The 14,897-nt window shown below is 37.8% G+C and carries 10 protein-coding genes and 1 tRNA gene; 8 read left to right on the plus strand and 3 right to left on the minus strand.

Going from position 1 to position 14,897, the window contains the following annotated elements; translation table 11 throughout:
• Positions 1-120 precede the first annotated feature (120 nt).
• Positions 121-810, minus strand: coding sequence for a DNA alkylation repair protein (locus tag BM130_RS00635; protein WP_010526962.1), 690 nt, complete (start codon positions 808-810; stop codon positions 121-123).
• A 113-nt stretch (positions 811-923) separates the two neighbouring features.
• Here BM130_RS00635 and BM130_RS00640 point away from each other — a divergent pair.
• The 8 genes from BM130_RS00640 (at position 924) to BM130_RS00675 (ending at position 11,927) form a co-directional block, all read left to right on the plus strand.
• A tRNA-His gene (locus BM130_RS00640) sits at positions 924-999 on the plus strand.
• A 142-nt stretch (positions 1,000-1,141) separates the two neighbouring features.
• Positions 1,142-2,249 (plus strand): peptide chain release factor 2 gene (gene prfB, locus BM130_RS00645; RefSeq protein ID WP_138956854.1). Its coding sequence is split into 2 segments (ribosomal slippage): positions 1,142-1,204 and positions 1,206-2,249, totalling 1,107 coding nucleotides; the frame shifts between segments, so codons are not numbered across the junction.
• Between the two features lie 27 nt (positions 2,250-2,276).
• Positions 2,277-3,674, plus strand: a complete 1,398-nt coding sequence (gene fumC, locus BM130_RS00650; protein ID WP_010526960.1) for a class II fumarate hydratase — start codon at positions 2,277-2,279, stop codon at positions 3,672-3,674.
• A gap of 209 nt (positions 3,675-3,883) precedes the next feature.
• Positions 3,884-4,495, plus strand: coding sequence for a hypothetical protein (locus tag BM130_RS00655; RefSeq protein ID WP_010526959.1), 612 nt, complete (start codon positions 3,884-3,886; stop codon positions 4,493-4,495).
• 441 nt (positions 4,496-4,936) lie between these two features.
• Positions 4,937-8,671 carry a methionine synthase gene (gene metH / locus BM130_RS00660; RefSeq protein WP_074964213.1) on the plus strand — a complete coding sequence of 1,245 codons (3,735 nt, stop codon included), beginning with the start codon at positions 4,937-4,939 and terminating at the stop codon, positions 8,669-8,671.
• Positions 8,672-8,771: 100 nt separating this feature from the next.
• The gene (metF, locus tag BM130_RS00665) at positions 8,772-9,731 is read left to right on the plus strand and encodes a methylenetetrahydrofolate reductase [NAD(P)H] (protein WP_010526957.1); all 960 of its coding nucleotides are present in this window, start codon (positions 8,772-8,774) and stop codon (positions 9,729-9,731) included.
• Positions 9,732-10,065: 334 nt separating this feature from the next.
• Positions 10,066-10,536 carry a regulatory protein RecX gene (locus BM130_RS00670; protein WP_010526956.1) on the plus strand — a complete coding sequence of 157 codons (471 nt, stop codon included), beginning with the start codon at positions 10,066-10,068 and terminating at the stop codon, positions 10,534-10,536.
• A gap of 8 nt (positions 10,537-10,544) precedes the next feature.
• The gene (locus BM130_RS00675) at positions 10,545-11,927 is read left to right on the plus strand and encodes an LPP20 family lipoprotein (protein WP_010526955.1); all 1,383 of its coding nucleotides are present in this window, start codon (positions 10,545-10,547) and stop codon (positions 11,925-11,927) included.
• On the opposite strand, the gene BM130_RS00680 is transcribed toward BM130_RS00675, so the two are convergent.
• Both BM130_RS00680 and BM130_RS00685 read right to left on the minus strand, forming a co-directional pair.
• Positions 11,924-12,802, minus strand: coding sequence for a lysylphosphatidylglycerol synthase transmembrane domain-containing protein (locus tag BM130_RS00680; RefSeq protein WP_254771971.1), 879 nt, complete (start codon positions 12,800-12,802; stop codon positions 11,924-11,926). The two genes, BM130_RS00675 and BM130_RS00680, sit on opposite strands and share 4 nt — an antisense overlap.
• A gap of 239 nt (positions 12,803-13,041) precedes the next feature.
• Positions 13,042-14,340, minus strand: coding sequence for a KamA family radical SAM protein (locus tag BM130_RS00685; protein WP_029626521.1), 1,299 nt, complete (start codon positions 14,338-14,340; stop codon positions 13,042-13,044).
• Positions 14,341-14,897: the final 557 nt, after the last annotated feature.

A 14,897-nucleotide genomic window follows, 5' to 3' on the forward strand; every position in this document is an offset into this window, starting at 1 on the left:
TGAAATAAAAATCTACCTTTTCGGACCGATGACATCTTTCCTTCAATCAATGAATCTAATGCCCTTCTTGCCATATCCATCGTTCTCTGGTTGCAACAAATCTAAATGGCCATATTTATTCTACAATAAGCCAAAAGCATCCAACTCAGCTCTTACCTCTTTGGCAACTATTCTCTCATTCTCAATTCCATTATTGAGCCATTCATCAATAGTTTTTTTGACCAAATCCAAATAATCATCACAAAATCGCCCGGCCATTTTCATTGCAAAACTCACGGCTCTAAACATAACCTTTTCTTTAATCAATTCTCGAAAAACAGGAAGAATTGCCTCCAATTGTTTAAACCCTGACGAGCCGTTAAATCTTAACCTCCACCCTATGGCCATAACAGAAGCATAGCACTGAAATAGGTTTTCCTTACGAGTCCAATCAATCAGAACAGTTTCAGATAGGGTAGCCTTGGCAAGTAGATTTCTTCCCATTTGCTCTGCCAGTTCAATTGTATTCAGCATCCTTCCCCATTCCTCCAACTCCTGCAAATCCAAGGTTTCTACATCCGCCACCATCGTGGCAATAATCATGGTTTCTCTAATTCCCCTGTACCACAACCTTTGAGCCAGGTCATTACTGGGTTCGACGGACTCTGCCAGCTTTCTTAGATGAATAATGGAAACACCAAAATTTAGTTTATAATTTACTCCTGACTTACTCATCAACTCAGAGGTCTCACCATTCTTCAAATGACGAATCTTCCTTAAAAGATCATCAATTTGAAGTTCTATTTTTTCATTTTGCGGAAAAAACTTCATTTACAATAACTTTAAAATTTATCTTTAAGCTGCACTGCAATAATAGTCGCATTTTTTGAAAAACATTTGCAAAACTAATGGAAAAATTTTTTACCTTTGCAGCCACATAAAACGGTGATTGTAGCTCAGCTGGTTAGAGCGCCAGATTGTGGCTCTGGAGGTCGCCGGTTCGAATCCGGTCTTTCACCCATAAAAGCGAACTGTTTAATACTGGTTCGCTTTTTTTGTTTCAAATCCACAATTAAAGAATTTTGTCTTTAATCTGATATTTTACGGTATTATCGCAAATTAAATTGTTACCTTTGTACAATAACCAATAAGACATAATGCTATGGTGACAGCTGAAATGATAAAAGAACTTACCGGACGCGAGATCGCGTTAAGGAGGTATCTTTGACATTGACCGGAAAAAAATAGAAATAGAAGAGGAAGAGTTAAGAACCCAGGCACCTGACTTTTGGGATGATCCCAAAACAGCGGAGCAAAAAATGAAAAAAATCAAAGAACTTAAAAGCTGGGTTTCTGCTTACGAAGAGATTAAAAATGCTATTGAAGAAACCTCAGTTCTTTTAGAATTTCTCAAAGAAGGCGAAGCTGACGAGTCTGATGTGATGAAACAATACGAAACAGCAGTCAAACTGGTCGAGAACTTGGAACTGAGGAATATGCTCCGCAAAGAAGAAGACAAATTAGGAGCTATCCTAAAAATTAATGCAGGGGCTGGGGGGACTGAGAGCCAAGACTGGGCAGAAATGTTAATGCGCATGTACATCAGATGGGGTGAGCGTCATGGCTATAAAATAACAGAAACCAACTTTCTGGAAGGCGACGAAGCCGGAATTAAAACCGTAACGCTTCAATTTGAAGGGGATTATGCCTATGGCTATCTCAAAAGTGAAAATGGTGTTCATCGCCTTGTCAGATTATCCCCTTTTAATGCGGCCAATAAACGCATGACTTCTTTCACCTCAGTTTTTGTGATTCCCCTGATCGATGACACTATTGAAGTGGAAATTAACCCTGCTGATATTACATGGGAGACTTTCCGTTCGAGCGGAGCAGGCGGGCAAAATGTAAACAAAGTCGAAACCGGTGTAAGGTTAAGACATGCCCCTACCGGTATTGTCATTGAAAATACCGAATCACGCTCACAGGGCGGTAATAAAGAAAATGCTTTACGGATCCTTAAATCTCAACTTTATGAAATAGAACTCCGTAAAAAACAGGAAGAACAAAATAAAATTGAAGCCCAGAAAAAAAAGATAGAATGGGGTTCACAAATCCGATCATATGTTCTTCAACCTTACAAAATGGTCAAAGACCTTCGAACCAATTATGAAACATCCAATGTACAGGCTGTTCTTGATGGCGAAATTGACGAGTTTATCAAGGCTTACCTGATGCAATTTGGAGGAGAAGATATTTTCAAAAAAGATTAATCGTATCAACCACTAAAAAAAATAAAAATGGAATACCGCATCGAAAAAGACACCATGGGTGAAGTAAAAGTTCCGGCCGATAAATATTGGGCCGCACAAACCCAGCGTTCAGTAATGAATTTCCCCATTGGGCCAGCTGCTTCTATGCCTATACAAGTTATCAGAGCTTTCGGGTATCTAAAAAAAGCTGCTGCTTTCGCTAACGAAGAGCATGGCGTTCTCCCCACTGAAAAAAGGGATTTAATTGCCAAAGTATGTGATGAAATTATCGAAGGCAAACTGGATGATCAATTCCCACTTGTAGTTTGGCAAACCGGCAGTGGAACTCAGTCAAACATGAACTGTAACGAAGTAATTGCCAACAGAGCTCATGTTTTGAATGGCGGAAAACTTGGTGAAGGTGAAAGGCCGATTCATCCAAATGATGATGTTAATAAATCACAATCATCCAATGATACCTTCCCTACGGCAATGCATATTGCTGCCTACAAAATGTTGGTAGAAAAAACGATTCCCGGAATCGAAAAACTACGTGATACGCTTCAGGCTAAAGCCGAAGAAATGAAAGAGGTGGTTAAAATAGGCAGAACCCATATGATGGACGCTACACCTCTTACCTTGGGCCAAGAATTTTCAGGTTATGCATCACAGTTAAGTCATGGACTTAAAGCCTTAAAAGCTACTTTAGACCATCTGTCGGAATTGGCACTGGGCGGAACCGCTGTAGGAACCGGACTAAACACACCTAAAGGATTCGACATTACTGTAGCCAGTTACATTGCTAAATTTACCGGATTACCCTTTAAAACCGCAGAAAATAAATTTGAAGCGTTGGCGGCTCACGATGCCATCGTTGAAAGTCATGGTGCGCTCAAACAAATTGCCGTTAGCTTAATGAAAATTGCCAATGATATCCGTCTTATGGCTTCCGGACCTCGATCCGGAATCGGTGAAATTTTAATCCCCGAAAATGAACCCGGCTCTTCCATTATGCCCGGAAAAGTTAATCCTACCCAGGCCGAAGCCATGACAATGGTGTGCGCTCAAGTTATGGGGAATGATACCACCATCTCTTTTGCCGGTTCAAACGGACATCTTGAATTAAATGTATTTAAACCGGTAATGATATACAATTTTCTACAAAGTGCTGAACTTTTAGGAGATGCCTGTGTCGCTTTCAATGATAAATGTGTGATTGGCATCAAACCCAATCACAAACGGATTAAAATGCACCTTGACAACTCTCTGATGTTGGTTACGGCTCTCAATCCCCACATCGGTTATTACAAGGCCGCAGAAATCGCCAAAAAAGCTCATAAAGAAGGAACAACTTTGAAAGAAGCGGCTTTACAGCTAGGGTACCTTTCTGAAGAGGAGTTTGATAAATGGGTTGACCCATCAAAAATGATTGGATCTCTTGATTAGTTTTTGTTTTGAATAAAATAATTAAAGGCTGTCCAATTAAAGGGATAGCCTTTATTTTTCTTATTAAATGCTCATAATCCCAATTGGTTTTTTATTTTTGTGTAAACAATTTTGCAGCTTAATCACAATATTTATAAACACTTTGTCGTTACAACCACTGTATATACACAAACTAAAAGTCAATAGCTTTAAAACGGACATATCTGATTATGAAAAAAATACAATACCATATTATCTTTCTTGTCATTTTTTCAATTGTTGGAATAAATTGGGCTTTGGCACAAAACAATAATGAAGAGGCATCCCTAGACCAAGGAAATATTGAGGGCCAGTTTGATTATACAATTAATAAATCAAGTAAATACCAAGAATATCGGGTAGTTAAAACAGCATGGCTTTATAAATTAAAAAGTAACGTATTGGACTCGATCAGTGCTCTTCAAAACGAAATAGCTCAACTAGGCATTAAGATTGATTCGCTCAATCAACATATTTCTTCTGTAACCCAAGATCTTATAAATACTCAGGACGAATTGGACCAAACTATCCGTTCCAAAAACAGTATTCCTTTTCTGGGAATGGAAATACAAAAAGGAAAATATAATGCAATCATGTGGAGTTTGGTTATTATTCTCCTTTTGGCAGGTGCTTTCCTTTTTCTACTGTTCAAAAGAAGTAATTATGTTACAAAGCAAATGCAGGAAAAATATGCCGATTTGGAAAAAGAGTTTGAAGCACACCGCCAGCGCGTCCTCGAAAAAGAAAAAAGAATAGCCCGTCAACACCTAAATGAAATAAATAAACTTAGAGGCAGACAATAAAAATTTAATCCTAACATAAGTTCTTCAAGGTTTTTAATTTTTACACTTCTGATAGCTTCAACCACAGCGATCTCAATTGCTTTGCTCTTATAAATCATAACGCATATACCTTTTTGAATACTCCCTCACGATGTTTGTTCTTTTGACCGCACAAACCTTCTTGGCCAACTAATGACGTTACCACATATTTCGTTAACTTTGCCATCTAACTGCTTAAATTAAAATTGTTTTAATAGCATTCCCGTTTTGTCAACAAAAAACATCATACAGTCAATATTTATTTGACAATCAAAATTTAAGGGATATTATTAGAACATTATTATTTAGTTTTTTGTCAATTGTTGTTTTTGGGGAAAATTAAACAAGATTGAACCAATGGTTTATTTTTCTCGTTTCGTACAATAATAGTGTTGACACCCTTACAAACTATATTTGAAAATTATGAATAAAACAGAGTCATTAAAGAGACTAGTACGAGAAAGGGTCTTGCTGCTCGATGGTGCTATGGGTAGCCTTATTCAGCAATATAAACTTACAGAAGAAGATTTCAGAGGGGAAAAATTTAAAAATCATTCCATTCCACTGAAAGGAAACAACGATCTGTTAACTTTAACACGTCCTGATATTATTACCCATATACATAAGCAATATCTTGAAGCCGGAGCAGATATTATCGAAACCAATACCTTCAACTCTAATCGTATCTCTCAGTCTGATTACAAATTAGAGGATACTGTTTATGAACTCAACAAACAATCGGCTTCTTTAGCTTCAAAAATTGTTCAACAATATTCCACTGCCGACAAACCGCGGTTTGTAGCCGGTTCACTTGGGCCCACTAACAAAACCGCCTCATTAAGCCCCGATGTTAACAATCCAGGATATAGAGCCGTTTCTTTTGATGATTTGGTAGAAGTTTATGCTGAACAAGCGTCTGGTCTACTCGATGGTGGTGTTGACATCTTGTTACTTGAAACTATTTTTGACACATTAAATGCCAAAGCAGCACTCTTCGGAATTACAAGAGAGCTACAAAAAAGAAATTTAGACGATTTTCCTGTAATGGTTTCGGTTACTGTGGCAGATGCAAGCGGCAGGACACTTTCAGGACAAACTTTAGAAGCTTTCCTAATTTCTGTTTCTCATTTTCCTTTATTTTCAATTGGTCTTAATTGTTCTTTCGGAGCGGAAGATTTGCGTTCTTATGTTAAGCGATTAGGAGAAATATCCCCATTGTACATTAGTGCTTACCCCAATGCCGGCTTGCCCAATCAATTTGGAGAATATGACGAAACGCCGGATGAAATGGCCCCCAAAATTTTTGAATATCTAAAAAATGGACTGGTAAATATCATTGGAGGGTGTTGCGGTACTACACCTGAACATATTAAAAGATTTGGACAATACATAAACGATGCGAAACCGCATATTCCGCCTCAGATAGAACGAAAAACACGGTTAAGTGGATTGGACCCGCTTATCATTGACGAAAATACCAATTTTGTAAACATTGGTGAACGAACCAATGTGGCCGGGTCTAAAAAATTTGCAAGACTTATCCGCGAAGAAAAATATGAAGAAGCCCTGGCCATTGCTCATGACCAAGTACAAGGTGGAGCACAAATTATCGATGTCAACATGGACGACGCCATGCTCGATGCAAAGAAAGAAATGGTAACATTTCTAAACCTCATGACATCTGAACCCGATATTGCATCTCTGCCCATTATGGTAGACTCTTCTAAATGGGAAGTACTGGAAGCGGGGCTAAAATGCCTTCAGGGAAAAGCCATTGTCAATTCAATTAGTCTGAAAGAAGGTGAAGACATTTTTTTACAGCAAGCAAAAAAAATCAAACAATATGGTGCCGCAGTAGTCGTCATGGCCTTTGATGAAAAAGGTCAGGCAGATACATTTGAACGACGAATAGAAATATGTGAAAGAGCATACCGTCTCTTAACCCAAAAAATAAATTTCCCCCCTGAAGATATTATTTTCGACCCCAATATATTAGCCATTGGTACTGGCATTGAAGAACATAACAACTATGCTGTTGATTATATTAAGGCTACAAAATGGATCAAACAAAATCTGCCCTATGCGAAAGTCAGTGGTGGAGTAAGCAACCTATCATTCTCTTTTAGAGGGAACAATATCGTTCGTGAAGCCATCCACTCAGTATTCCTGTATCACGCCATCAATGCGGGAATGGACATGGGGATTGTTAACCCGGGAATGTTACAAATCTATGATCAAATACAACCTGAGTTATTAACCTTGGTTGAAGATGTGGTTCTTAACCGGCGACCCGATGCCACTGAGCGGTTAATCGATGCAGCTGAAAAACTTAAAAATACCGGAAAAGAAGAGAACCTGTCACAAAAAAATGCCTGGCGTGAAAAGCCTTTAGAAGAACGCCTCCATCATAGCCTCATCAAAGGCATTCCCGATTTTCTAGAAGAAGATTTGAAAGAAGCCCTGGAAAAATATGATTATGCCCTCGATATAATTGAAAAACCACTAATGGATGGAATGAACATCGTCGGGGAACTTTTCGGTTCCGGAAAAATGTTCTTGCCTCAAGTCGTTAAAACAGCCAGGGTTATGAAAAAAGCCGTAGCGTGGCTCCAACCTTACATAGAACAAGAAAAAAGGGATTCGAATAAAGGACCGTCAAAAAAAGCTAAAATTTTAATGGCTACGGTCAAAGGCGATGTCCATGACATAGGAAAAAACATTGTTGGCGTTATTTTAGCCTGCAACAACTATGATGTTATTGACCTGGGAGTAATGGTCCCGGCAGAGAAAATACTGAGCGAAGCCATTAAACAAGATGTGGATATCATTGGGTTAAGCGGCTTAATCACACCTTCACTGGAAGAAATGAGCAATGTGGCCAAGGAAATGGAGCAGAGAAAAATGAAACAGCCGCTCCTTATCGGCGGAGCAACAACGTCAAAAGTTCATACTGCAGTTAAAATAGACCCTTTTTATAATGGGCCCGTTATTTACGTCAAAGACGCATCGATGAGTGCCCAGGTCGTAGGTGCTTTACTCTCCGAAAAAGAGAGACAAAATTATATCCAATCAGTGGAAAAGGAATACGAAAATCTTCGGTTGGCCAATCAAAACAAAAAAATAAAAGAATACTTTTCGCTGGAAGAAGCACGCAGCAAAAAGTGGACAACCGACTGGAAACAAGCACCTATCAAAAAACCTAACCTTTTAGGCATTCATACTTTCAAGGATTATCCCATTAATGAAATAATCCCTTTTATCGACTGGACCTTTTTCTTCCAGGCCTGGCGATTAACCGGGAATTATCGTGGTATAGAAAATGTTACTGACAAAATCTCTGAACAAAAATGGCTCGAAAATTTTACTTCTGACATCTCGCGGGAAAAAGCGCAAGAAGCTATAAAACTCTGGCGTGATGCACAAAACATGCTGCAACGCATTCACAATGAAAAAATGTTGAAAGCCAATGGTGTAATCGGACTATTCCCGGCAAACAGTATAGGGGATGACATTGAAGTTTATAAAGATGAATCCCGGCAAGAAGTCATTGCAACTTTTCATTTTATGAGAGAACAACAAAAAAAGAAAGGAAAGGAAACTTATTATTCCCTGGCTGACTTTGTTGCGCCCAAATCGTCAGGAGTAAAGGACTATATTGGCGGGTTTGCTGTTACTGCCGGTGAAGGAATTGAATTCTGGATAAAACATTTCGAGGAGCAACAAGATGATTACAATGCCATCTTATTGAAATCACTTGCCGACAGGTTGGCCGAAGCGTTTGCCGAATTAATGCATTTCCGGGTAAGAAAAGAATTTTGGGGTTATAATCCCGATGAAAAGTTCAACTACGACGATTTGATTCGCGAACGTTACAGAGGTATCAGACCTGCATTGGGTTATCCCGCATGCCCCGACCATAGTGAAAAGAAAACACTGTTCGAATTAATGGACGTCGAAAAAAATGCCGGCATTTACCTCACCGAACATTTTAGCATGTATCCTAACGCCTCTGTTAGTGGCCTTTACCTTGCCCACCCTGAATCGTTTTACTTTGGAGTGGGAAAGATAAAAAGCGACCAGGTTGAAGATTTGGCTAAACGTAAAGGTTTTAAACCCGAAGATGTAGTAAAATGGATTCCAACCAATTTGGCGGATTAAACGAACACAACAACATAGGGTTGTTACAAAAGAGAATGTATAAAAATTTCAAAACCTGAAGTACACAGGCAAAAGGTAGAAAAACTTTATTCCAAAACTAATGACAACAGTTGCAGAATTAATACGAAACACCAATAAACCTTCATTCTCGTTCGAACTGTTACCCCCGCTAAAAGGGAACAGCATTCAGAGGGTATTCAATACTATTGACCGATTAAAGGAATTTAGTCCTCTTTATATTAACATCACTACGCACCGGGATGAAATTGTCTACAAAAAAAATGATAAAGGGATAATCGAACGAAGAGTTTACCGAAAAAGACCGGGCACCGTAGCTGTTGCAGCTTCCATTCAAAACAAATATCAAATTCCGGTTGTACCTCATATGATATGCCGTGGCTTTTCCAAAAGTGAAACAGAATATGCTTTAATTGACTTGAATTTTCTCGGCATTCATGATTTGCTTTTGCTTCGTGGTGATAATTCCTCGCGGCATGAGTTTGTTAATGACGAAAAAAAAGAAGAAAATGCCTATGCTATTGACCTCATCCATCAGGTAAACGACCTTAATAGTGGTCGTTTTCTCGATGGAACGCTTATGGAACCTTTTGCAACACCTTTTAGCTATGGCGTTGCCGGATACCCTGAAAAACATGCAGATGCCCCAAACCTTGAAGCAGACATCTATTGGTTAAAGCAAAAAGTGGAAGCAGGCGCTGAATATGTTATTACGCAAATGTTCTTCGACAACGAAAAATTCTTTTCCTTTGTAAAAAAATGTCGCGAAGCCGGAATTACGGTTCCTATTGTTCCTGGTATTAAACCCATTAATTTAAAAAATCAACTCAATATTTTACCCAAAGTTTTTCATACCGAAATCCCGGAACCCCTTGCTCATGAACTTCGTAAATGTAAAAACAACGAAGAAACAACTATTGTAGGTACACAATGGGCCATCATGCAATGCAAAGAACTACTTCAAAATGGGTTTCATTTAATACATTTTTATACAATGATGGCTACACAAAGCGTATATAACATTGCAAAAGAAATTTATTAGATGAGCTAAATTTATTCTCAAAAGAAACTGCAACTCATATTAATTCCAGAAAAATTCAACGGCTTTTTCTATACCTTAATACAATCCAAATAGCAAATTTATAATCAAGTTACAACCCTCTAAGGGTACTCCTGACAAAAATGATGTTTGTGTAATATCCCCACAAAATTTTTTAATCATTCCATTATATGAAATAAACTTCATTCTCAAATCCGAGGACAAATATTACTAAAACAATACAATTATTGTTCTTTTTTCCCCTTTCAAAGAATTGATAATCGGAAATAATTGGGAAAATAACTACTTTAGTGATTCTTTTAACAAACACCTTTTTATGGATTTCAAAACTGCACTCAACAAAGCATCATCGCTTTGCTCCCGACAAGAGCAATGTTGCTTTGATATCCGAAAAAAACTTCAAAAATGGAATGTCCTTCCTGATGACCAGGAAAAAATATTAGACCTTCTGGTTCAGGAAAAATTTATCGATGAATCCAGATTTGCAACATCTTACGTTCGAGATAAATTTCGTTTTAATAATTGGGGTAGAGAAAAAATCAGATGGCAGTTGAAACAAAAAGGAATTTCAAACGAAAACATTGACCATGCACTTGCGCAAATTGATGAGGATGAGTATAAAAAAACACTTTCCTCACTTTTGAAGAAAAAAAAGGAACAATTAAAAAACACAGAATTCAATAAAGTAAAAGCTGCGCTGATAAGAAATGCCGTTTCAAAAGGATTTGAAATGGATATAATATTTCCTATTGTGGAACAATTGTTGTTAAAAAATCAAAAAAACTAATTGATAATATGACCAAATTCTACTTCATCATTTTAACCTCCATGCTGGCTATTATCTCTATATCGGCAGAAGCCGGCAAACCCAAATGGGTTAAAAAACGCCCTTCCGAAACCCAATATTATATAGGAATAGGCATGGCCTATAAAACAGACGCTTCGGGATTGGATTATGCAAAAAAAGCACGTGCCGAAGCTTTACGAGAACTGGTCTCTGAAATTGAAGTAACTGTTTCATCCAACTCTCTGCTGCATCAGTTTGAAAACAACTACGATTTTAAAGAAACCTTTGAATCGAGAATTGCTACTTCGGCCGAAGAAAACCTTACCGGATATGAAGTACAAACATGGGAAAACAAAAAGGAATACTGGGTGATGATGCGCCTGAACAAAGAACAATACCATAGGCTCAAACAACTTGACCTGGAAATGGCGAAAAAAAAGGCCGCATCTTATCTGATAGAAGCTCGGCAACATGTTAACAATCTGGAAATAACTGCGGCTTTGACCGCTTATTTTAAAGCTATTGAAGCCTTGGAAAATCACCTCAAGGATGATTTGACTTATCGATCCATCGACGGTAACATAAATTTTGGCACCGATATTATGAATGATTTAAGGCAACTATTTTCTAAAATTTCCATCACCCCCCTTAACCCGGTTTACCAGGTTGCCTTCTCCAAAACAATGGAAAAACCTCTTATAGCACAAATTCAATTTTTTGCGCCAACAGGCCAAAAAGTCCCTGTGAAAAACTTCCCTGTTAAATTTCAATTCATACAAGGTCAAGGAGTTCTACAGGAAAAAGCGGTTTCAAATCCCGAAGGTTTTGTAGAGAGCTATATCCAAAAGCTAAACTCTTCCTTAAAAAAACAAAAGGTTACTGTCTGTTTCGACCAATCGGCCTTGTTACAGGAAGAAAATATTAATAGCCCTTTAGTCAGATTTTTCATCCCCAATACAATTACCCCCGAGGCTTCATTCGATATAGAACTACAAAAATCTACCGCATGGTTCGCTGCCACTGAAAAGGTTTTTGGTCAACATGAAATCAATCAACCCTTTGCCAATAATCTTAAAGCCGATTTAAATGATACATTTTTTAATTTTACACGAAGCCCCGAATCAGCATCTTATATCGTCGAAGCTTCCATTATCTTCAAAAAAGGTGAAGTAAAAAAGGGTTATGGCTATGAAGTTTATCTTGTTTATGCAGATCTCCATTTATCTATTACGGAAAGAAAATCAGGTATAGAAATTTTCAGCGAAACCATAACAGGGGTTAAGGGCATGCGACCAGGCAGTTACGACTATGCTTTAAAAGAAGCCTCAACCAGGCTCCTCCAAAAATTCAGAGCAGAAATTTATCCCAAGCTTGAGGTGCTTAACCTCTAACGCTTTAACAAAATCCTTCGGGGTTTAATGGCAAAAAGTACTCCCGGTATGGCTGTTATTACCGACACTATGAAAAACAACAAACTTATGGCTATGGCCATATCGGGCTGCAAATCCAAATATTCTGCACCCATTAAAAAGGTAAATTCCCTGGCCCCAATTCCTCCTAGTGTCACAGGAACCGATGCCATTACCGACGATAAAAAAAACAAAAAAAGATATTCATCATATCGATAAAGCTCCTTAATCCCTAATGCGTATAAAATACATATCACGGACATCATTTGTACCGATTGTACAAATACAGACCAAAGCGTTATTGAGGAAAATGCTTTAATAAAATGAGGCAAAACCCATTTCATAAACACATAAAAAACAATTACAGGAAGCGGAATAGTAACTAGAACAAACGACTTATAAGGGAAAGAATAATCTATAAAAAATAACAACGCCAAAATAAATGTTACGATTATGGTTAAGCCCGACAACCTGTCGGCAAAAATAGCACCGACAGACCTCTTTACTGGCACTTTTGAATAATGATTCAGTAAATATATCTTAAAACCATCACCACCAACCCCACCCGGTAAAAACAAATTATAAAATAATCCCAACCAATAAAGTTTCAAATTGGTAAATTCATTCAGTTCAACAGGAATTAGGCGAAACAAAATATTAAGCCGGTATGACGATGCAACCTGAGAAATAATATATATAAATAACGTAACCAACAACAACCCTATATTTGCTTTCGACATGGCCTGACCAATCTCGACAAGATCAATTTTTGTAAATATATACCACAATACAGCGGCACTAATAAGAATTTTTATCAGCAGTTGAACTATTTTGGCTGTACGTTTCTTTTCCTTCATCTGTAATTCATTATGGCTGTTGAGAAATAAATGGTCAAAAGTACAACAAAAAAAGCTCCGGAAAAACCGGAGCATTTTATTAATCGATTATTTAATTAACTTATCAAACCTATTATTAAGAAACCCTACTTCATGCTTGGCCTAATTCTCCCTAAAGCGATAGACTCCAAAATATATTACTAAATTTTATAACTTCATTTTGAGGTAGCTGCCAAACATTTTTATTACCAAAACCAGAATTACAGCAGCATTCTGGCCAAATCCTCTTCAAAGAAAAATTCCTCTTGTCCAAATGCCGGTTTTAGGTCATCCATCCAAAGGGCCCGGGGATCATATTTGGCAAAGAAGGGACGTCCAACCCAGTCACTGTTTCGTCCTTGAATAAATTCACAAACAAATACTTTTTCTCCTTTAACTTCGCTTACACCTATAATCCTTACTTTACCGGGCGTGCAAGACATGCTAGGACCTCTTACAGTGCGACAGATACCGCTAACTTTGGTATAAGCACTTCTAAAAATATCCCAGGCTCGTGCAAGAGATACCCCAAAATACTCTTGTGCACCAGTATCCCGTGCCACAAACATATAGTAGGGAATCAAACCCATATTCACCTGTTTCTTCCACATGGTACTCCATACCTCGCCATTGGCATTTATATGGTTCAATAAGGGTGACTGGGTCCTGATTTGAGCACCGGTATTACGTATACGGGAAATGGCTTTTGCTACCGCTTCTGTTTCCAATTCCCTATAATGATTAAAATGAGCCATAAAGGCTAATGATTTTCCTGCTTTAGTAACCTTCTCAAAAACACGAAGTATATCATCCGCATCACTATCTGTCAGATAACGGTAGGGCCAAAAAGTAAGAGATTTGCTTCCTATGCGAATATTTTGAAGATGAGGAATATCGGCTTCCAGTAACCTAGATATATACTGATCTAGAATAGAAGCTTTCATTACCATGGGGTCGCCACCGGTAAACAATATATCTGTAATTTCGGGATGTATTTTTAGATACTCGATAACATAATCGATCTGATTCATGGCAAACTTCAGATCGTCCATGCCTGTAAATTGAGGCCAGCGGAAGCAAAAAGTACAGTAGGCATGGCATGTTTGTCCCTGTGTCGGGAAGAACAACATTGTTTCATCGTACTTGTGTTGTATCCCTGGCAACTTTTGACCGTTTAATTCCGGAACATTATGAACCTGACCCGCCGGATGAGGATTTAATTTATGGCGTATCTCATTAGCAGTCTTTTTTATTTCTACCTTGTCATTTGTCCGGTCAAGAACCGATGCCATTTTTTTAAAATCTTCCGGTTTGAGCATATCCCTTTGCGGAAAATTCAGAATAAAGATGGGGTCTTCATGCAAATTATCCCAGTCAATAAGTTCGTTTACGACATAGTTGTTCGTTTTAAAAGGAAGCACATGACCGACCACATCTATATTCCTTAAATCATCCTCACTTAAACGATCAATCTGTGGAATTTTACGATAATTGTGTAACGAATAAATTTGATACTTCATAGGCATCCAAAGTTTATTTTGTTTGTTAATTGTTTCCCGTACAATACACCAACACATCCATCTTTAAGACAAGACATGCTTCGGGTGCCATTAATTTTTCTATAAAAAGAGGCAAATCGACTTGCCACAGAGGTAATCCTTTTAGGGCCGGTAGGAACTGGAATGTAGTACAAATATACAGACATTTGATTAATTACACAAACAACACTCATTTTAACCCTGATTATCAACAACCTAAAACACAAATACATCTAATCCACCAATTATTGCTTTCATTTTTTCATTTCTACAACCTGTAAAACATCAAACAAGTCATAAAAACCACATTAACAATAATACTTATAAGTTTCAAATTAAAACCACTATCAAATATAATCCCACAATTTCCTTAAAATAAACTCTACAATATTACAATTCGATACTTCCTGGTAGCCAAAAAAACATTTCTTCAAATATAATGAACATGATGACTTTGGCTAAAAACGGGTAAGTATAAAAAGACATAGACAGAAGGGCTGATAGGCCATAAGGCCTACAGGTTGTTAGGCCAATGAGCT

Source organism: Thermophagus xiamenensis (assembly GCF_900112795.1).
GTDB lineage: Bacteria > Bacteroidota > Bacteroidia > Bacteroidales > Marinilabiliaceae > Thermophagus > Thermophagus xiamenensis.

Coding starts and splice junctions, on each gene's coding strand:
- BM130_RS00635 (WP_010526962.1), bottom strand. CDS start 810: ATGAAGTTTTTTCCGCAAAATGAAAAAATAGAACTTCAAATTGATGAT.
- fumC (WP_010526960.1), top strand. CDS start 2,277: ATGGAATACCGCATCGAAAAAGACACCATGGGTGAAGTAAAAGTTCCG.
- BM130_RS00655 (WP_010526959.1), top strand. CDS start 3,884: ATGAAAAAAATACAATACCATATTATCTTTCTTGTCATTTTTTCAATT.
- metH (WP_074964213.1), top strand. CDS start 4,937: ATGAATAAAACAGAGTCATTAAAGAGACTAGTACGAGAAAGGGTCTTG.
- metF (WP_010526957.1), top strand. CDS start 8,772: ATGACAACAGTTGCAGAATTAATACGAAACACCAATAAACCTTCATTC.
- BM130_RS00670 (WP_010526956.1), top strand. CDS start 10,066: ATGGATTTCAAAACTGCACTCAACAAAGCATCATCGCTTTGCTCCCGA.
- BM130_RS00675 (WP_010526955.1), top strand. CDS start 10,545: ATGACCAAATTCTACTTCATCATTTTAACCTCCATGCTGGCTATTATC.
- BM130_RS00680 (WP_254771971.1), bottom strand. CDS start 12,802: ATGAAGGAAAAGAAACGTACAGCCAAAATAGTTCAACTGCTGATAAAA.
- BM130_RS00685 (WP_029626521.1), bottom strand. CDS start 14,340: ATGAAGTATCAAATTTATTCGTTACACAATTATCGTAAAATTCCACAG.